Annotated in this window: 18 protein-coding genes; 5 read left to right on the forward strand and 13 right to left on the reverse strand. The window is 60.0% G+C overall.

What is annotated here, in order from left to right:
* Positions 1-49 precede the first annotated feature (49 nt).
* The 9 genes from panC to dksA all read right to left on the reverse strand — a co-directional run bounded on the left by panC (position 50) and on the right by dksA (position 10,902).
* Positions 50-910: a pantoate--beta-alanine ligase gene (panC, locus tag J3D54_RS12920; RefSeq protein ID WP_253418638.1), complete on the reverse strand. Its 861-nt coding sequence runs from the start codon at positions 908-910 to the stop codon at positions 50-52.
* The gene (gene panB, locus J3D54_RS12925; RefSeq protein ID WP_253418640.1) at positions 907-1,707 is read right to left on the reverse strand and encodes a 3-methyl-2-oxobutanoate hydroxymethyltransferase; all 801 of its coding nucleotides are present in this window, start codon (positions 1,705-1,707) and stop codon (positions 907-909) included. Before panB ends, panC begins: the two co-directional genes overlap by 4 nt.
* 376 nt (positions 1,708-2,083) lie before the next feature.
* On the reverse strand, positions 2,084-2,569 hold the full coding sequence (gene folK / locus J3D54_RS12930; RefSeq protein WP_253418642.1) for a 2-amino-4-hydroxy-6-hydroxymethyldihydropteridine diphosphokinase: 486 nt from the start codon (positions 2,567-2,569) through the stop codon (positions 2,084-2,086).
* A 3-nt stretch (positions 2,570-2,572) separates the two neighbouring features.
* Positions 2,573-3,973 carry a polynucleotide adenylyltransferase PcnB gene (locus tag J3D54_RS12935; RefSeq protein ID WP_018930200.1) on the reverse strand — a complete coding sequence of 467 codons (1,401 nt, stop codon included), beginning with the start codon at positions 3,971-3,973 and terminating at the stop codon, positions 2,573-2,575.
* Positions 3,974-4,704: 731 nt separating this feature from the next.
* Positions 4,705-6,144, reverse strand: a complete 1,440-nt coding sequence (locus J3D54_RS12940; RefSeq protein ID WP_253418644.1) for a sigma-54 dependent transcriptional regulator — start codon at positions 6,142-6,144, stop codon at positions 4,705-4,707.
* 22 nt (positions 6,145-6,166) lie between these two features.
* On the reverse strand, positions 6,167-9,121 hold the full coding sequence (locus J3D54_RS12945) for a sensor histidine kinase (RefSeq protein ID WP_253418646.1): 2,955 nt from the start codon (positions 9,119-9,121) through the stop codon (positions 6,167-6,169).
* Positions 9,105-9,281, reverse strand: a complete 177-nt coding sequence (locus J3D54_RS12950) for a hypothetical protein (protein ID WP_003176118.1) — start codon at positions 9,279-9,281, stop codon at positions 9,105-9,107. The genes J3D54_RS12945 and J3D54_RS12950 overlap by 17 nt, the downstream gene beginning before the upstream one ends.
* A 77-nt stretch (positions 9,282-9,358) precedes the next feature.
* Entirely contained in the window at positions 9,359-10,255 is an 897-nt protein-coding gene (gene gluQRS / locus J3D54_RS12955; RefSeq protein ID WP_253418648.1) for a tRNA glutamyl-Q(34) synthetase GluQRS, read from the reverse strand.
* Positions 10,256-10,461: 206 nt separating this feature from the next.
* The gene (gene dksA, locus J3D54_RS12960; protein ID WP_007902025.1) at positions 10,462-10,902 is read right to left on the reverse strand and encodes an RNA polymerase-binding protein DksA; all 441 of its coding nucleotides are present in this window, start codon (positions 10,900-10,902) and stop codon (positions 10,462-10,464) included.
* 334 nt (positions 10,903-11,236) lie between these two features.
* On the opposite strand from dksA, the gene J3D54_RS12965 reads away from it, so the two are divergent.
* Together J3D54_RS12965 and sfsA are read left to right on the forward strand one after the other, a co-directional pair.
* Positions 11,237-12,409 carry a pyridoxal phosphate-dependent aminotransferase gene (locus J3D54_RS12965; RefSeq protein ID WP_253418650.1) on the forward strand — a complete coding sequence of 391 codons (1,173 nt, stop codon included), beginning with the start codon at positions 11,237-11,239 and terminating at the stop codon, positions 12,407-12,409.
* Positions 12,409-13,122 carry a DNA/RNA nuclease SfsA gene (gene sfsA / locus J3D54_RS12970; RefSeq protein ID WP_253418653.1) on the forward strand — a complete coding sequence of 238 codons (714 nt, stop codon included), beginning with the start codon at positions 12,409-12,411 and terminating at the stop codon, positions 13,120-13,122. The genes J3D54_RS12965 and sfsA overlap by 1 nt, the downstream gene beginning before the upstream one ends.
* Here the strand turns inward: sfsA and J3D54_RS12975 are convergent.
* Positions 13,119-13,436 (reverse strand): Rieske (2Fe-2S) protein, encoded by a 318-nt coding sequence (locus J3D54_RS12975; RefSeq protein ID WP_253418656.1) that lies wholly within the window; start codon positions 13,434-13,436, stop codon positions 13,119-13,121. The two genes, sfsA and J3D54_RS12975, sit on opposite strands and share 4 nt — an antisense overlap.
* Before the next feature lie 248 nt (positions 13,437-13,684).
* Here J3D54_RS12975 and J3D54_RS12980 point away from each other — a divergent pair, with 248 nt between their 5' ends.
* The 3 genes from J3D54_RS12980 to J3D54_RS12990 are packed head-to-tail and all read left to right on the forward strand — an operon-like array spanning position 13,685 to position 16,311.
* Positions 13,685-14,668: an iron ABC transporter permease gene (locus J3D54_RS12980; RefSeq protein WP_253426603.1), complete on the forward strand. Its 984-nt coding sequence runs from the start codon at positions 13,685-13,687 to the stop codon at positions 14,666-14,668.
* Positions 14,668-15,435: a heme ABC transporter ATP-binding protein gene (locus J3D54_RS12985; protein WP_253418659.1), complete on the forward strand. Its 768-nt coding sequence runs from the start codon at positions 14,668-14,670 to the stop codon at positions 15,433-15,435. Before J3D54_RS12980 ends, J3D54_RS12985 begins: the two co-directional genes overlap by 1 nt.
* A gap of 12 nt (positions 15,436-15,447) precedes the next feature.
* Positions 15,448-16,311: a ChaN family lipoprotein gene (locus J3D54_RS12990; protein ID WP_253418662.1), complete on the forward strand. Its 864-nt coding sequence runs from the start codon at positions 15,448-15,450 to the stop codon at positions 16,309-16,311.
* A 271-nt stretch (positions 16,312-16,582) separates the two neighbouring features.
* Here the strand turns inward: J3D54_RS12990 and J3D54_RS12995 are convergent, their stop codons facing one another.
* The 3 genes from J3D54_RS12995 to J3D54_RS13005 all read right to left on the reverse strand — a co-directional run bounded on the left by J3D54_RS12995 (position 16,583) and on the right by J3D54_RS13005 (position 19,091).
* Positions 16,583-16,855, reverse strand: coding sequence for a TfoX/Sxy family protein (locus J3D54_RS12995; protein ID WP_009050884.1), 273 nt, complete (start codon positions 16,853-16,855; stop codon positions 16,583-16,585).
* Positions 16,856-17,098: 243 nt separating this feature from the next.
* The gene (locus J3D54_RS13000; RefSeq protein WP_253418665.1) at positions 17,099-17,443 is read right to left on the reverse strand and encodes a pentapeptide repeat-containing protein; all 345 of its coding nucleotides are present in this window, start codon (positions 17,441-17,443) and stop codon (positions 17,099-17,101) included.
* A 91-nt stretch (positions 17,444-17,534) separates the two neighbouring features.
* Positions 17,535-19,091 carry a bifunctional aminoglycoside phosphotransferase/ATP-binding protein gene (locus J3D54_RS13005; RefSeq protein ID WP_253418667.1) on the reverse strand — a complete coding sequence of 519 codons (1,557 nt, stop codon included), beginning with the start codon at positions 19,089-19,091 and terminating at the stop codon, positions 17,535-17,537.
* Positions 19,092-19,201: the final 110 nt, after the last annotated feature.

Here is a 19,201-nt window from a genome sequence, read left to right on the forward strand (position 1 = left end):
GACCAATGTGGGATCGCCGCACCGCCGCTCCCACAGGGTTTTGTAGTGTTTATGCAGGCGCGTCGAGGTTCAGATGCAGGTTGTCGATCAACCGCGTCGTGCCCAGGAACGCCGCCACCAGAATCACCAGATCCCGATCTTCGGTCGTCGCCGGACGCAAGGTCAGTGCATGGCGAATTTCCAGGTAATCCGGACGCAGGCCGGCGGCTTCCAGTTGCTTGATCTGCTCGTTGAGCAGCGTCGGGTAATCGCGCTCGCCCTGTTTGATCGCGTCGCTGATCCGGGTCAGGGTGCGATAGACCTCTGGCGCGATGGCCCGTTGTTCTTCGCTGAGGAAACCATTGCGCGACGACAGCGCGAGGCCGTCAGCCGCCCGTACGGTGGGCTCGCCGATGATCTGGATCGGCATGTTCAGGTCATGCACCAGGGCGCGAATCACTGCCAGTTGCTGAAAGTCTTTCTGGCCGAAGATCGCCAGGTCCGGTTGGACCATGTTGAACAGTTTGCTGACGACTGTTGCCACCCCTTCGAAATGCCCCGGACGGCTGGCGCCGCACAGGCCCTCAGACAGTTGTGGAACGCTGACGCGGGTCTGGCCGGCCATGCCGTCGGGGTACATTTCTTCGACGGTTGGGGCAAACAGCAGATGGCAACCGGCCTGGAGCAGTTTCTCCTGATCGGCGGCCAGGGTCCGCGGGTATTTGTCGAGGTCTTCGCCGGCGCCGAATTGCAGCGGGTTGACGAAGATGCTCGCAACCACGAAATCCACCCGTTGGGTGGCTTTGGTAATCAGCGCGATATGCCCGCTGTGCAGGTTGCCCATGGTTGGTACGAAGCCGATGCGCTTGCCTTCGCTACGGGCACGGGCCACGGCGGCCCGCAATTCACGTACGGTTTTTACGGTGTTCATGCAGAGAATCCGTGTTCGATGCCAGGGAAAGTCGCCGCTTTGACTTCAGTGACGTAAGCGCTCAAGGCGGCTTGAATGCTGGTTTGGCCGGTCATGAAGTTCTTCACGAATTTTGGTACGCGGCCGGTAATGGACAGGCCCAGCATGTCGTGCAGGACCAGGACCTGACCGTCGGTGCCACTGCCGGCGCCGATGCCGATCACCGGGATGTTCACCGCCTGGCTGATTTCTTCGGCCAGCTCGCTGGGCACGCATTCGAGCAGCAGCATGGCCGCGCCGGCCTGCTCCAGAGAGATCGCGTCGGCACGCATCTGCCGCGCCTGGTTCTCGTTGCGGCCCTGGACCTTATAGCCACCAAGGATGTTGACTGACTGCGGCGTCAGCCCCATGTGCGCGCACACCGGGATGCCGCGTTCGGCCAGCAGACGGATAGAGTCGGCGAGCCACAATGCCCCTTCAACCTTGATCATGTGCGCACCCGCCTGCATCAACAGCGCGCTGTTGGTCATGGTTTGTTCGAGGGTGGCGTAGGCCATGAAGGGCAGGTCGGCGAGGATCAGGGCATCGGTGTTGCCGCGTTTGACGGCCGCCACGTGGTAGGCCATTTCAGCAGTGGTCACCGGCAGCGTGCTGTCGTGACCTTGCAAGACCATGCCGAGGGAGTCGCCCACCAGCAGCACTTCAACCCCGGCTTCATTGCAGGCGTGGGCGAAGGTCGCGTCATAGCAGGTCAGCATGGTGATCTTTTCACCTTTCTGCTTGAGGCTCTGGAGCGTGGTCAGGGTGATGGCTGGCATGAAAAAATCCTCATTACAGGCGCTATGAAAACTACTGCGAGTAACGCGCGTGATTCGTCATTTATACAGGCGCACCTTCTTTCGTGGTGCTTGTAAGGCCTGGATTGCGCCCTTTGGCGCCGCGTTGGCGGCAGCGGGACGCCTATAGTCGTGAGGAGAACCCCGGAAGTCAATTGCATGTGTTACCGCATTGTTACGCCTGGGGTGTTACCGGCGTTACTGATGCGATTCAGCAGGTATCTGTGAGGCGTGATCTGGCGTCGGACACCAAACCAATGTGGGAGCGAGCCTGCTCGCGATAGCGGTCATTCAGTCAACATCACTGTCGAATGTCAGTCCGTCATCGCGAGCAGGCTCGCTCCCACAGAGATATCTGTCAGGCGTGAGCGAGGCGTTCCAGGCCGACGAACGGGCAGGCGGCGAGTAATTCTGCGAGGGTGCGGCCATCGGCCAGGCGCAGATCCGCCGGAGCCAGTTCGGCCAGCGGATAGAGCACAAAGGCTCGCGCCTGCATGTGATAGTGGGGGACTTTGAGGCGAGGCTCGTCGATCAGTCGATCGCCGAACAGCACGATGTCCAGATCCAGCGTGCGCGGCCCCCAGCGTTCAACGCGCTGGCGGCCTTGTCCGTTCTCGATGGCTTGCAGGGCATCGAGCAGTTCCAGCGGCGCGAGGCGGCTGTCGAGGGCGGCGACCGCGTTGGTGTAACGCGGTTGGCCGGGCAGCAGCGAATCGCTTTGATAAAACCCGGAAACCCCGACCAGTTCAGTCTGCGGCAAGCGCGCCAAAGCCTCGACAGCGCTGCGCAACTGTTCGGCGGGGTCAGCCAGATTGCTGCCCATGCCAATGTAGATGCGTTCCATGGCTTACTCGCCTGTCGTGCTCGAGGCGCCGGCAGCGCGTTTGCGCTTGGCACCGCCACTGCGGCGACGTTTGCGCGGAGCGCCGCTGCCGTCGTCCTTGCCGCTGAGTTCGCGGATCATGTCCCGACGTTCGCTGTCGTTGGCGTCTTGATAGTCGGTCCACCATTCGCCCAGGCCATCGGTCTGTTCGCCGGCGCTTTCGCGCAGCAGCAGGAAGTCGTAACCGGCGCGGAACCGCGGGTTGTCCAGCAACAGGTCGGCACGCTTGCCGCTGCGGCGTGGCAGACGCTCCTGCATGTCCCAGATCTCGCGGATCGGCATGGTGAAGCGTTTCGGAATCGCAATGCGCTGGCACTGTTCGGCAATCAACTCGTGCGCCGCTTCTTGCATGGCCGGAATCGGCGGCATGCCACGTTCTTGCAGGCGCAACACACGGGCCGGCAGCGCAGGCCACAGTAATGCTGCAAACAGGAACGCCGGGGTGACCGGTTTGTTCTGCTTGATCCGCAAGTCCGTGTTGATCAGCGCTTCACTGATCAGCGTGTGGGTGTACGTCGGGTTGTATTCCAGCGCCTCGGCACTGGCCGGGAACAGCGGATCGAACAGCTGTAGGTCGACCAGCATTTCAAAGGTGTCCGCGGCGTGCCCGGAGAGGAACAGCTTGAGCACTTCTTCGAACAGGCGGGCTGATGGAATCTCGCGCAGCATTGGTGCCAGATCGCGGATCGGCAGGGCGCTGTGCTTCTCGATACCGAAATTCAGCTTGGCGGCAAAACGCACGGCCCGCAGCATCCGCACCGGGTCTTCCTGGTAGCGCTGTTTCGGATCGCCGATCAGGCGGATCAGGTGATTACGGATGTCGTGTACGCCATTGGCGTAGTCGAGAATGCGCTCGCTGACCGGATCGTAATACAAGGCGTTGATGGTGAAGTCGCGGCGTTGCGCGTCTTCTTCCAGGGTGCCGTAGACGTTATCGCGCAGAATGCGCCCGCTCTCGTTACGGGAAGACTGGTTGCTGTCTTCGTCCTCGTCGTTTTGCGGGTGATTGGCGCGGAAGGTCGCGACTTCGATGATTTCGCGGCCAAAGTGGATATGCACCAGTTTAAAGCGACGACCGATGATCCGCGCGTTGCGGAATTCGGCCCGTACCTGTTCAGGGGTGGCACTGGTGGCGACGTCGAAGTCTTTCGGCGTGATGCCGAGCAGCATGTCACGCACACAGCCGCCGACCAGGTAAGCCTGGTAACCGGCGTTCTGCAAGCGTTCGACGATGTTGACCGCGTAACGGCTGAATTGCGCCTTTTGCAGCGAATGTTGGCCGCTATTGAGCACTTCAGGTGTGCTGCGGATGTGTTGCGTACGACGCAGGGGAGAACGGAATGACTGGAACAGCTTCTTCAGCATGGGATGCACTGTTTGAAGGAATGTTCGGCCATAACGAAGAATGACCGCATGATGGGCCGGGATTCTAGCATTTAGTCAGGGGATGGTGTAGGAAGCTGCGCAAGCGTGTGAAAGGGATGTCTGGTAGGTACAGGTTCTGTAGCAGCTAGAATGCCAAACGCCAGAAACCACAAGGGGAGCCGAAGCTCCCCCAGAAGTAGTTGCGTGCTCTATTTTTATTATTGGTTTCGGGCTTCTTGTTTTTGTTGAGCGCCCTCGCCATGAAGTTTTCCTTCATGACCCTCCCAATCGGGAGCCAAGAGCAAACGGATTGCTTTGGTCGCTGTGTTGCTATGATCGTGTGATCCAACCAGTTCAGGCACTGTCTTGGGACAGTTTTTTATTGTTCTCGGCCTGGTTGCGGGGCAAGCCCCAAATGCAACGCCTCTCCAAAAGAATCAGTTAGCTACGCCTCTCGCCGTCTTGTTTTTATTGTGCGTGAGTCGATTCGTCTTATTTTTATTGTCTTGTGCATTACTTGTTATTGTTCTTGTACTGAACATATAGCAGAGTGCGTGCCAACTTTTGCGAGACCCAGTAAAACAAGGGGTTAGGCGGCCTGATGGTGTTTTTCGAGGCCAAAAAAAACCGGGGCTTCGTTACCGTAAGCCCCGGCTTCTGTTACGTGAAAAAGCTGAGGTAACAGTTTTTCCACAATGTCACGTGTTACCCGCGCATCTGACAGGCGCGGTTCAGCTCTCGCTGGCCACCCCGGTCTTGCGCCGCGGGATGCCCAGGCGCTGACGGCGTTCCCACAGGCATTTGCGACTGACCCCGAGTTTGCGGGCCAGTTCGGTTTCGGTCATGTGATCCTGATGTTCAAGCACGAAGTGCTGGAAGTAGTCTTCCAGGGACAAATCTTCGGTCGGTTCGTGGCTGGTGTTACCGGCGTTGTTGCCCTGCTGGGGCGAGAGGCCGATGAAATCGTCGTCTTCCAGGTCGCTGAGTTCGATGTCGATGCCCAGCAGCTCGGCGGAAATCTCCGGGCTCTCGCACAGAATCACCGCACGCTCGACCGCGTTCTCCAGTTCGCGAACGTTACCCGGCCAGGAGTAATGCCGGATCGCCTGCTCGGCATCGGCGGCGAATTTCAGATCGGTGCGGTTGACCCGTGCGCTCTGCCGCGCCAGGAAAGCATTGGCGATTTCATTGACGTCCGCACCGCGCTCGCGCAGGGCCGGCAGCTTCAGGGCGATCACGTGGAGGCGGTAATACAAGTCTTCACGGAACTGGCCGATCTTCGCCAGGCTCTTGAGGTCCCGGTGGGTCGCGGCGATCAGGCGCACATCGACCTTCTGCGACTGGACCGAGCCAACCCGGCGGATTTCACCTTCCTGCAATACGCGCAACAGGCGGGCCTGGGCTTCCAGTGGCAGTTCACCGATTTCATCGAGGAACAAGGTGCCGCCGTCCGCCGCTTCCACCAACCCGGCACGTCCGGCGCTGGCGCCGGTGAACGCGCCTTTTTCGTGGCCGAAAAGTTCGGACTCGATCAGGCTTTCCGGAATGGCCGCGCAGTTCACCGAAATCATCGGCGCCTTGGCGCGTTTGGACAGGTTGTGCAGGGCACGTGCTACCAGTTCTTTACCGGTACCGGATTCGCCCTGGATCAGGACATTGGAATCGGTCGGCGCGACTTTACGGATTTTGCTGTACAGGTCCTGCATCGGCGGGCAAGAGCCGATGATGCCGATTTCGCCGTTGCTGTTGTCGACACCGCTTTTTGCTGCGGCGCCATTTGACGCTTTGCCGACGACCGGCTCACCGCTGGCTTGCGCCGATTGCCGGTCACGATGGATTCGCGCGACGGCCTGGAGCATCTCGTCGTGATCGAAAGGCTTGGCGATGTAGTCCACCGCGCCCATTTTCATGGAGTCGACGGCCGAGCGCAGGCTGGCGTAACTGGTCATGATCAGCACCGGAGTGCCCTGGGCAAGTTTGATCAACTCGGTACCCGGCGCGCCCGGCAGGCGCAGGTCACTGACGATCAGGTCAAACGTGGGAATGCTGAAGCGCTCTTGTGCTTCCTGCACGGATCCGGCTTCGCTGACCTGGTACTGGTTACGTTCCAGCAGGCGGCGCAAGGCGGAGCGGATAATTGTTTCGTCTTCGACGATCAAAATGTGCGGCATTGATTCGATACTCTCGACGGTCTCAGTTCACAGCGGACGTCGCTTCGACATGACGCGGTAAGGTCACCCGGATACGGGTGCCGCGTTGGCTTTGAACATCAGCCGGGCTGTCGATGGTGATTTGTCCATAATGCTCTTCAACGATGGAATAGACCAGTGCAAGGCCCAGACCGGTGCCTTCGCCAGGATCCTTGGTGGTGAAGAAGGGTTCGAACAGTCGGTCCATGATGCTCGAGGGAATACCGCTGCCTTCGTCTTCGACGATCAGATCGACCGTGTGTTCGCCGGCTTCGCTCTTGACGCGCACCGCACTGCCCGGAGGCGAAGCGTCGCGGGCGTTTGAGAGCAGATTGATCAATACCTGGGCGAGCCGCTGCGGGTCGCCTTCGACCCAATGATCGGGGGCGCACAGGTTGTAGAACTGTACTTCGAAATTGCGCCGGTTCAAGGCCAGCAGGCCGATGGCATCCTGGGCCACTTCCGCCAGACAAACGGGCTCGTCGCTGTGCTGATGACCGCCCGCATGGGCGAAGCTCATCAGCGACTGAACGATGCGCGACACGCGTTTGGTCTGCTCGAGGATCTGCCCGCTGATTTCCGTGAGCTCGGCGTCTTCTTCACGTTCTTCGCGCAGGTTTTGCGCGAGGCAGGCAATGCCGGTGATCGGGTTGCCGATTTCATGGGCCACGCCGGCCGCCAGTCGGCCGATGCTGGCCAGACGCTCGGAGTGCACCAGTTTGTCTTCGAGCATCTGGGTTTCGGTCAGGTCTTCCACCAGCAGCACCAGGCCGCTGTTACCCGGCGCCAGCGGTTCGTCGATCGCCGCTTTGTGCAGGTTCAGCCAGCGGGTCTGGCCATCGAGGGCCAGGTGCTGCTTGTGCAGGTGTTCATCCGGCAGATTGATGAAGCCTTGCAGCAGCTCTTTCCACGGATCGGCAATGGTGCTCAGGCGCGAACCGACCACACGCTGCGCGGCAATCCCGGTCAGCTCCTCCATGGCTTTGTTCCACATGAGGATTTCCTGATCCTTGGCCAGCGAGCACACACCCATCGGCAATTCCTGCAGGGTTTGGCGGTGGTAGCGGCGCAGGGCATCGAGTTCGGCGGCAAGGCCGGTGAGGCGCGAGTGGTAATCCTCGAGGCGACTTTCGATGAAGTGGATGTCTTCGGTGACGTAGTTTTCGCCACCGGCCTTGTAGGGCAGGAAGGTTTCGACCATGTCTTGCGCCACACTCGGGCCCATCAGGCCGGAGAGGTTGGCTTCAATACGGTCACGCAAACGACGCAAGGCGTAAGGCCGGCGTTCGTCGAACGGCAGATAAAGGTCACGCAGCGCCTGTTCGACCTCTTTCTGCGCCGCCTTGGCACCCAGCGGTTTGGCCAGTTGCGTGGCGAATTCCTGAGGCGAGGCAGCATGCAGTTCGCGGCGTTGCGGGCGGCGAACGTTGTCCACCGCACAGGCTTCGGCGGCGCTGGCCTCTTCGGGGCTGGCGTTGGTGAACAGTGAAATCAGGGTGAACATCAGCACGTTGGCGGCCAGCGAGGCAATCGCCGCCATGTGCCAGCTGGTGTCGTCCAGCACGTAAATCATGTTCAGCAACGGAATGTAGAAGCCTTGCAGATTGCCGACCAGCGGCAGCAGCATGGTCACCAGCCACACCAGAATCCCCGCCAGCAAGCCTGCGATGAAGCCGCGACGGTTGGCGGTCGGCCAGTACAGTACCGACAACACGCCCGGCAGGAACTGCAACGTGGCGACGAAGGCGACGATGCCGAGGTTGGCCAGATCCTGTTCCGCGCCCAGCATCAGGTAGAAACCGTAACCGGCCATGATGATCGCGACGATCAGCGCCCGGCGGGTCCATTTCAGCCAGCGGTAGATATTGCCTTCAGCGGGCGGCTGATAAAGCGGCAACACCAGATGGTTCAGTGCCATCCCGGACAGCGCCAATGTGGTGACAATGATCAGCCCGCTGGCCGCCGACAATCCACCGACATACGCCAACAGCGCCAGGGCTTTGCTATTGGCGGCGATGCCGATACCCAGGGTGAAATATTCCGGATTGGTGGTGGCACCGAGTTTCAGTCCGGCCCAGAGAATCAACGGCACTGCCAGGCTCATCAGCAGCAGGAACAGCGGCAAGCCCCAGCTTGCACTGACCAGCGAGCGCGGGTTGAGGTTTTCAGTAAAGGTCATGTGGTACATGTGCGGCATGACGATCGCCGAAGCGAAGAACACCAGCAGCAGTGTGCGCCATGGACCTTCCTGCAATGGCGTGTGCAGGGCGGCGAGGGCGGTCTGGTTCTGCAGCAACCACAGTTCCAGCTGTTGCGGGCCGTCGAACACGCCATAAAGTGCATACAGGCCGACGCCGCCAATCGCGATCAGCTTGATCACCGACTCGAAGGCAATCGCAAACACCAGGCCTTCATGTTTCTCGCGGGTGGCGATGTGGCGCGAGCCGAAGAAAATCGTGAACAGCGTAATCAGCGCGCAGAAGCTCAGGGCCACGCGATGCTGCACCGGTTCGTGGGTGAGGATGCCGATGGAATCGGCCACTGCCTGAATCTGCAACGCCAGCAATGGCAGCACGCCGATCAGCATGAAAATCGTCGTCAGCGCACCGGCCCAGGTACTGCGGAAACGGAACGCAAATAAGTCGGCCAGGGACGAGAGTTGATAGGTGCGGGTGATTTTCAGGATCGGGTACAAAAGCACCGGTGCCAGCAGAAACGCCCCGGAAACCCCGAGGTAGCTGGACAGAAAACCGTAGCCGTACTGATAGGCCAGGCCCACCGTGCCGTAAAACGCCCAGGCACTGGCGTAAACCCCCAGCGACAGGGTGTACGTCAGTGGGTGGCGGATGATCGCCCGGGGGATCATGCCCCGTTCACTGATCCAGGCCACACCGAACAGCACCGCCAGGTACGCGGCGCTGATCAGGATCATCTGGGTCAGGCTAAAGCTCATCGGCATCTTTTTGGCTCTGCAGGATGAAGGTCACGACGATCAGAATCAGCCAGAGCAAATAAGGGCGATACCAGGCGCCAGTGGCGTCGATCCACCAATCCATGATGGCCGGGGAAAACAGATAAATCCCCACTACCAGGAGCAGGACCAAGCGATAGATGTACATCCCGGCCTCTCTCTTTTATGCGCGTGCCCGAAAACGTGCGGCGATGGTAACGGATGGGCGCGCCACTGCAAGTGGCATCACCGCAGTTGCGCTTCGGGCAACGTCAGTGTGCGCGGGATCAGCGATGCATCCCAGTGGGCGATGCCCCAATTGAGCACTTCCCATGGTGTGGCGTCATTCAGTTCGATAACGGGATTGTGCCCCAGCGCCCGCAATGCGCGCAGTAACAGCGGTGTGGCCTGATCTTCGGTCAATGGCGGCGAACGATAGGATTTGCCGAGTTTGTGGCCGTCCGGCTGGGTAATCAGCGGGATGTGCAGGTAACGCGGTTGCGGCTGGCCAAGCAGTTCTTGCAGATAGAGTTGGCGCGGCGTGGAATCCAGCAGGTCGGCGCCGCGCACAATATCGGTGATGCCTTGCCAGGCATCGTCCAGTACCACCGCCAATTGGTAGGCATAGAGCCCGTCGCGGCGACGAATCACGAAGTCGCCGACCTCGCGGCCCAGGTGTTGACGGAATTCGCCTTGCACCCGGTCGATGAAGTGGTATTCCAGCTCCGGTACGCGCACGCGGATCGCCGCGTTCTCGGTGCCGTGCCCCGCGTTGCGGCAGAACCCGGGATAGATGCCGTGATACGGCTCCAGTTGCTTGCGCGAGCAGGTGCACGCATAGGCCAGGCCTTGGCTGAACAGGCGATTGAGGACCTCGGCGTAGGTCGCGTGCCGGTCACTCTGTCGGACCATCTCGCCATCCCACTCGAAGCCGTAGCTTTCCAGCGCCTTGAGAATTGCCGTCTGGGCGCCGGGTTCCTCCCGAGGAGGATCGAGATCTTCCATGCGCACCAGCCAGCGACCACCGACCGAACGGGCGTCGAGGTACGAGGCCAGCGCGGCCACCAGCGAACCGAAATGCAAATGCCCGCTGGGCGTGGGGGCGAAGCGCCCGATGTAGGTGGGGGAGGCGATGATGGTCATAAGGAGGGCGTCGGGCTGTTCAGTCGTTTTGAGCACGGCTTGAAGCCGCCTTCGCGAGCAAGCTTCGCGCCTACAGGACGTTGCGCTAGCCTTTGTAGGAGCGAAGCTTGCTCGCGAAGGCGATTTTAAATAGGCAACAAATGCCAGCAAATACCAGAAACAAAAAACGGAGCGTTCGCACGCTCCGTTTTTCGTTCAAGCTGCAATTACTTGCCGACTTGTTTTTCTTTGATTTCCGCCAGGGTCTTGCAGTCAACACACATGTCGGCGGTAGGGCGGGCTTCCAGTCGCTTGACGCCGATTTCGACGCCGCAGGACTCGCACCAGCCGTATTCTTCGTCTTCGATCAATTGCAGGGTTTTGTCGATTTTCTTGATCAACTTGCGCTCGCGGTCGCGGGCGCGCAATTCGAGGCTGAATTCCTCTTCCTGGCTGGCACGGTCTGCCGGGTCAGGAAAGTTGGCCGCTTCGTCTTTCATATGATCAACAGTACGGTCGACTTCCTGCATCAAGTCCTGTTTCCACTTGTTCAGGATCTTGGTGAAGTGAGCACGCATGGGTTTGCCCATGTACTCTTCGCCCTTCACTTCTTTGTAGGGTTCGAAGCCGCTGATCGACTGATTTTGCTGCTTTGCTTGGGTGGGCATGAAATGGACCGCCTCTACTCTTGTAATCCATTGCGCAGGATTGCTCCAACACCGACACCTGCCGGCCCTGCGGCTGCAAGCGGGCGAACTTACCAGATCAAATCGGACCGCGCTACTCCCGGATGTCGAGCCTGCGGCCCGTGGTGCTTGCAAAAGATTGCAAAGCCTCGTCTGGTGGCTAAGGAGACCTGATCAATTATTGATTTTAGTCAAACCTGAGACATACGCTTGAATCGATTGAGATCAGCGTTATATGGGCTCTGACCGCTTTAGACTCTCGCTCGTTCCTGCGCTTGGGTAGAATCAATTCTTTTCCCCGTTGTAAGGAAGGCTAATGGCTCCGTCCTACAGTGCGCGCAGTCGCGCTATCGAACCGTTCCATGTCATGGCCCTGCTGGCGCGGGCCAACGAGCTGCAAGCGGCTGGCCACGACGTGATTCATCTGGAAATCGGCGAGCCGGACTTCACCACCGCCGAGCCGATCATCCAGGCCGGCCAGGCCGCGCTGACGGCGGGGAAGACCCGTTACACCGCCGCCCGTGGCATTCCCGAGCTGCGTGAGGCCATTTCGGGTTTTTATCAGCAGCGTTACCGGCTGAGCATCGATCCGCAGCGCATCATGATCACGCCCGGCGGTTCAGGCGCGTTGCTGTTGGCCAGCGCCTTGCTGGTGGACCCGGGCAAGCATTGGCTGCTGGCCGACCCGGGTTACCCGTGCAACCGGCACTTCCTGCGCCTGGTGGAAGGCGCGGCGCAACTGGTGCCGGTCGGGCCGGACGTGCGTTATCAACTGACTCCCGACCTGGTCGCGCGTCACTGGGATCACGACAGTGTCGGCGCCTTGGTAGCGTCGCCGGCCAACCCCACCGGGACCATCCTGACCCGTGATGAGTTGGCCGGGTTGTCCGCGGCGATCAAGGCTCGTCACGGTCATTTGGTGGTCGACGAGATCTACCACGGCCTGACTTACGGCACGGATGCGGCCAGCGTGCTGGAAGTCGATGACAGCGCCTTCGTCCTCAATAGTTTTTCCAAGTATTTCGGCATGACCGGCTGGCGCCTCGGTTGGCTGGTCGCGCCCGAAGCGGCAGTCGGTGAACTGGAGAAGCTCGCCCAGAACCTCTACATCAGTGCACCGAGCATGGCGCAGTACGCCGCATTGGCCTGCTTCGAGCCCGCCACCATCAGCATTCTCGAGGAGCGCCGCGCCGAGTTCGGTCGACGTCGCGACTTTCTGCTGCCAGCCCTGCGGGAATTGGGTTTCGGTATCGTCGTAGAACCGGAAGGCGCGTTCTATTTGTACGCCGATATCAGCAAGTTCGGCGGCGATGCCTTCTCGTTTTGCCAACACTTCCTCGAAACCGAACACGTTGCGATTACCCCGGGGCTGGACTTCGGGCGTCATCAAGCCGGGCATCATGTGCGGTTTGCCTATACCCAAAGCCTTCCGCGCTTGCAAGAAGCAGTCGAACGGATCGCTCGCGGGTTGAAGAGCTGGCAAGGCTGATGCGCTTCCATCCTCCCCTCGAAGAAGGTCGCTTGATTCGTCGTTACAAACGTTTTCTCGCCGACATCGAAGCCGTTGGCGGCGAGTTGCTGACCATTCACTGCCCGAACACCGGTTCAATGCTTAATTGCCAGGTCGAGGGCGGGCAAGTCTGGTTTAGCCGCTCCACCGACCCCAAGCGCAAGTTGCCCGGTACCTGGGAAATTGGCGAAACCCCGCAGGGACGGCTGTTCTGTGTGAACACCGGGCGCGCCAACGGCTTGATCGAGGAGGCGCTGCGGGCTGGCGTCATCGCCGAGCTGAACGGCTTTACCGAACTGAAGCGCGAAGTGGCCTACGGTCAGGAAAGCAGCCGCATCGACTTTCGCCTCGATTACCCGGGCGGACCGGCTTATGTGGAAGTCAAAAGCGTCACCCTGGGCTTCGATGGTTCGGCGGTAGCGGCATTTCCTGATGCGGTGACCCAGCGCGGGGCCAAGCATTTGCGCGAGCTGGCACATTTGGCCCGGGACGGGATTCGCGCAGTGCAGTTGTATTGCGTGAACCTGACAGGGGTCGACGCGGTACGTCCTGCCGAAGAAATCGATTCGACCTACGCGGCGGCGTTACGCGAAGCAGTGGCGTGCGGGGTCGAAGTGCTGGCGTATGGCGTGCGCTTGACCCACGAAGAGTTGGTGGTCGATCGGCGCTTGGATGTGTTGCTGAACGGTTAGAGCGTGACCCAGATCCCTTGCTCGTCTTCGCGGCAGGGGATGGTGGTCAGGGATTGTCCGGCGCACGGTCCGGCGACGCATTCGCCGTCTTCGATCAGAAACAGTGCGCCGTGGGTGGCGCACTGGATCAGGCTGTTGCTGGGGTCGAGAAACTGGTCGGGCTGCCATTCCAGTGCGACACCACGGTGCGGGCAGCGATTTTCATACACGTACACTCGACCGTCTCGGCGCACAGCCAGAAGCTTCTGACCGTCGACGTCGAAACCGCGACTGCTGGCGTCAGCCAATTCGGCGCCTGTGCAAAGAAGTTTCATGTCTATCCTCAAATCCAGCGGCTCGTGACCCGGTATGTCCGAGCTTGACGTGCAAATGCAAGCAATTATCAAATGGCGGCTCGCCCTCAGGGCGATTACCGGATGCCGAGCATACTTGGCCTGTCATCTCTATGCCCGGGAAACCTTTAAAGGACGCTGTTTATGCACCTGTTCGATCCCGGTACGACTGGCCAATGACCCTTCTGGTTAAACCCCGTGCGTTGTTCATTGGCTTGAGCCTGCTGTGTTTGCTGGCGATCTGGCTGTCGCTGGCGCTGGGTCCGGTGAGTTTGCCGTTGTTCGATACGCTACGGGCGGCGCTGCGGCTGATCGGTTTGCCCACTGCGCCCGACGGGTTGGAGCAGGCTGAGCTGATCCTCAGTCAGATTCGCCTGCCGCGAACCTTGCTCGGTTTGGCGGTGGGCGGGGTTCTGGCGCTGTCCGGCGTGGCGATGCAGGGCTTGTTTCGCAATCCTCTGGCCGATCCGGGCCTGGTGGGGGTTTCCAGCGGCGCAGCACTGGGCGCGGCCATCGCGATTGTCGGCGGCTCGGTATTCGGTGGACTGCCTGAATCCTTCGGGCCTTATCTGTTGTCGGTGTGCGCGTTTCTCGGCGGGTTGGGGGTGACGGCGCTGGTCTATCGACTGGGGCGACGCAATGGCCAGACCAGCGCCGCCACCATGCTGCTCGCCGGTATTGCATTGACTGCCCTGGCCGGTTCGGCGGTCGGGCTCTTCACCTATCTGGCGGATGACGCGACTCTACGCACCCTGGCGTTCTGGAACCTGGGCAGCCTTAACGGCGCCAGTTACTCGCGGCTCTGGCCGTTGCTGCTGGTGAGCGCCGGTGTGGCGCTGTGGTTGCCGCGTCGGGCCAAGGCCTTGAATGCATTGTTGCTGGGGGAGTCGGAGGCCGGTCACTTGGGTATCGACGTCGAAGGCCTCAAACGCGAATTGGTGTTCTGCACGGCGCTGGGTGTCGGCGCGGCGGTAGCGGCGGCGGGGATGATCGGGTTTGTCGGCCTGGTGGTACCGCATCTGGTGCGGCTGCTGGCCGGTCCCGATCATCGGGTGCTGTTGCCGGCGTCGGTGTTGGCGGGGGCCAGTCTCCTGTTGTTTGCCGATCTGGTGGCGCGGCTGGCGCTGGCGCCGGCTGAGTTGCCGATCGGGATTGTCACGGCTTTCATTGGCGCGCCGTTCTTTCTGTATTTATTGCTCAGAGGGCGTGCCTGATGTTGCGAGCGCAGAACCTGCAAATCCGCCGCGGTCGAAAGATTGTCCTGACGGACATCACCCTTGAGCTTAAATCGGGCGAAGTCCTCGGCGTGTTGGGTCCTAATGGCGCCGGCAAAAGCACGTTGCTCGGCGCCCTCTGCGGTGAATTGCCTGCGGACCATGGCAGTGTCTGGCTCGATGAGCATGAATTGAGTCATTGGGCCGGGGGGCAGCGAGCCCAGCGTTTGGCGGTGTTGCCGCAAGTGTCGACCCTGGACTTTGCCTTTCGCGTCGAAGAAGTGGTCGGCATGGGCCGCCTGCCTTATCAAAGCGGCCGGGTCCGGGATGACGAGATTGTCGCCACCGCGCTACAGGCGGCCGATGCGGGGCACTTGAGCGGTCGCAGTTATCTGGCGTTATCCGGCGGTGAACGTCAGCGGGTGCATCTGGCGCGGGTGTTGGCGCAACTCTGGCCAGGCGAGGCGGGGCAGACGTTGTTGCTCGATGAGCCGACGTCGATGCTCGATCCGCTGCATCAACACACTACTCTGCAAGCGGTGTGTGAGTTCGCCGATCGCGGTGCGGCGGTGCTGGTGATCTTGCATGATCTGAACCTGGCGGCACGTTATTGTGATCGCCTGTTACTGCTCGAAGGTGGGCGTCTGGTGGCGCTGGACACGCCCGAACAGGTACTGCGTCCGGAACTGCTCAAGGCTGTGTTCGGGCTGGAAGTATTGGTGCAACCGCACCCGGAGCGTGGGCATCCGCTGGTTATCGCCCGCTGAGGTGTTTTAGGGATGAGAACGCGCGTGATGGTTTTTCTGGCTGCGCTGTTACTGAGTGCTTGCCAGCATGTAGCGGTGCCGCCGGTCAGCGGCGAAATCCGGGATCTGCGCAGCGGTCAGCTCATGACGGCGCAGGAACTGCTTGCACGGTTGGCTGAACCTTCGCGGCTGATCGTCGGCGAGCAGCATGACAATCGTGATCACCATCAACTGCAATTGTGGTTATTGCAGGCGCTGGGTGAGCGACGGCCGCAAGGCAGTCTGCTCCTGGAAATGCTGACGCCGGATCAGCAGCAACGCGTCGATGACGTTCGGCATGCCTCACCATTGCCGACCGATTTGTCCGGGGCATTGGCCTGGCAGTCGGGATGGGACTGGGATCTTTACGGGCCGATCGTTCGATTTGCCCTGATTCAGCCGTACCCGTTACTGGCGGCTAATCTGGGCACGCCTGAAGTCCGTAACGTCTATGCCAAGCCGCCGACATTGAGCGGTGCGCGCTCCAACGCTGCGACGGTCAAAAATAAGTTGCTGGCTCAGATCAGTGATTCCCACTGTGGTTTGCTGCCTGAATCACAGATGCCCGCGATGCTGGCCGTCCAGCAGCAGCGTGACCGACGGATAGCCGAGCGATTACGGGTGGCACCGATGCCTTCACTGTTGTTTGCCGGTGCGTTCCACGCACGCAAGGATGTCGGGGTGCCGATCCATGTGCTGGATCTGGGGGAGCCCGAGGCACCAACGGTATTGATGCTGGCAGAGCAGGGTGCGGAGGTCACGCCGGCCATGGCTGATTACGTCTGGTATACGCCCGCCACGCCGCCGCAGGATTACTGCGCGCAAATGCGTAAACAGTTCGGCAAACCGTCAGGCTAATAAGATCAGGCGAGTTTTCCACAGGCAAAAAAAGACCCGGCAAGTGCCGGGTCAAATAACCGTGATTAGCCTGATGAGGAGATAATCTGAGAGTCCGAACCAAGGGCTTTTCAGAATATCGACCAGTCTCGCGACCAGTTGTGATAATCATAGCGATTCTCATTACCAAGTCAACCGCTGATTTTCCATTCCCGTGAATTGCGTCATCCCTTCGCTGGAAAGCCTCGTAATCATTGGGTTTCAGGCTGTGCGCTTGAGTAAAACTACTCGTTCAATTCTTGTGGCGAGACGAAATAGCATCCAGCTGTTTGTTCAAGGCCTCCTTGCGCTCTGCGGGAATGTCGTTCCAGTGAACATCCATCAACGCGCCTTCAATCGCATACAACAACACCTTGGACGCCCGAAAACCGCGCGTGCGCACGGCCCGATAAGCATCCACAGCTCCCAGCCGACGCAAGTCCGAGGCACTGTGGATGCCCACGGCATGCAGCCATTGCGCCGACGTCTTGCCAAGATTCTTCAGGTGTTGCAGTTCATCATTCATCAAGCCTCCTTGCGACAGCCGAACGGTGCGTGGGCGAGCCTCTCAGCAGTGTAGCCATCAGTAGGAAAAGCGTGATTGTTTGGTCGGTTTCGACGCAAAAGCTTCTAAGAGGCAAACTCAAGAAGCGGCGTGAAAAGGCGGAGTATGTAGTCCGAAGGCGTGTGGAAAATTGAGTTTTCGAGCAAAAAAAGTACAAAGTCCAGCGCAAAGCGGGGGCGCCGGACTGTGTGAAGCGTCGCTTTTTTAGCGGGTGCGATAACGCAGGCGTGTACCGAAATTCATCGACATCAAAATTTCATCGGCACTTAACTCTGGCGGGAAGTAGGCACCGGAGATCTGCGCGTGGGCCAGGCTCGCGCCTTCCATGGACGAGTTGCGAAAATCGATGCCGCGCAAGTCGGCAGAACGGAAATAGGCATCGGTGAAGTCGATGCCGTCGGCGTTCAGTTCACGTAGATCAAGGCCGCGGAAGTCACCACCGACCATGTCGATGGGGCCATCTTTCGGGCGTTCGTTGTTAAAGCCTGTGATGTCGTCTTTGTGCAGCAAGGCATAAAGCGGGGTGTCGAGAAGTTTCGGCTGGCTCATGTCGCATCACCTGATGGTTTTATGGCGCCAGTATAGTGCCACTATTTGGCAGCCGTGAAGCCGGCGAGGGCTTCACGGCTGAAATTGTTTCTTACAGGCCTGGCAAGCGTTGGCGAATTTGCGCAACGACGGTGTCGAGAGTGCCACTTTCATTGGTCTGGACGCGTTTGCTGCAGAGGATTTCAGCTGGCGTCAGGGCCTCGCGGCTGGCTTGCTGGGCGGCGATAACGGCCAGATTGGCATCGGACGGATCGTTGTTGTCCGCCTGACGTTGCTTCAGCCAGCTTTCGATCACCGCTTGTGGTGCGTCGCAATCGAGGATCAGGAACGGTGCACCGGTGGCCTCGGCGATTTTTGCCGCACCGTCACGTTGGTCGCGCTTGAGATAAGTGGCATCGATCACCACCGGGAAGCCGGCACGCAGAATCACATCGGCAACTTCATGCAGACGGGCATAGGTGGCGACGCTGGCGTCGGCGCTATAGATGCCGGCCTGCGGGGCGTTCGGTACGGTCTGTTCGCCAAACATACGCTTGCGCTCGACATCCGAACGCAGGCGAATGGCACCCAATGCTTCCACCAGACGCATGGCCACATGGCTTTTGCCGACGGCGGAAACACCATGGGTGATCGCCAGGAAACGCGAAGGAATGGTGCTGTAGCTTTCCGCCAGGTTGGCGTAGTTGCGGTACTGACGCAGCGTAGTAGCGCGCTGCACCGGATCGGCTTCGGCCGGCATGCTGAACAGGCTGACCTTGGCGCGAACCAGTGCGCGGTAGGCTTTATAGAAGTTCAGCAGCTCAAGGCCCTGGTAGTCGCCGGTCAGTTCCAGGTATTGGCTGATGAAACGGCGCGCCAGGCTCTTCAGGCCACGGTCTTCCAGGTCCATTGCCAGGAAACCGGTGTCGGCGTAAACGTCGGTGAAGCGGAACGGTTCGTTGAACTCGATGCAGTCGAAGATCACCACTTTGCCGTCGATTACAGTGGCGTTGCCCAAGTGAATGTCGCCATGGCATTCGCGAATGAAACCGTCGGCCTTGCGCTGGGTGAACAGCGGCTTGAGGCGCTCGAAGCTGCTTTCGGCCCAGGCTTGCAGTGCGTCGAGTTGCAGCAGATCGGCCTTGTCGCTGAGGAACGGGCGGATCTGTTCGAAGTTCTGCCGTACCGGCGCCATGACGCTGTCCGGCGTGCCGGCTTCGTGTTCGGCAGGCACTTTCGGTGCGCCGAGATGGAATTGAGCAATCTGTGCGGCCATCTCGTCAATGTGCGCGGTGGTCAATTCGCCGTTGGCTTGCAGGGTGCTGAGCAGTTGGCTTTGTGGGAACTGGCGCATTTTCAGGGCGTAATCGACAACCGGGCCATCGCCGCCCAGTTGTGGTGCCTCGGCGCTGCCGGTGATCGGCAGCACTTCAAGATACAAATCACGGGTCAGACGCTGGTTCAGGCGCAGCTCCTCGCCGCAGAAATGCTTGCGAGCTTGGAGACTGGTGAAGTCGAGGAAGCCGAAATTCACCGGCTTCTTCACTTTATAAGCGTAGGGACCGGTGAGTATCACCCAGGAAATATGGGTCTCGATGACCTGGAACCCTTCTACGGGATGCGGGTAGAGGGCCGGGTTTTGCAGGGCAACGATCAGGGACTGGCTCACAGGCGATCCTTCAGAGTCTGGGGAAAATTCAAGGCCGTCATTATGGCTGCAAGTCCGTCCGACGCAAACCTCAGAGGGCTCCTGTTGAGGATGAATAAAGTGCGTATAAT

It is taken from the genome of Pseudomonas sp. GGS8 (assembly GCF_024168645.1).
GTDB lineage: Bacteria > Pseudomonadota > Gammaproteobacteria > Pseudomonadales > Pseudomonadaceae > Aquipseudomonas.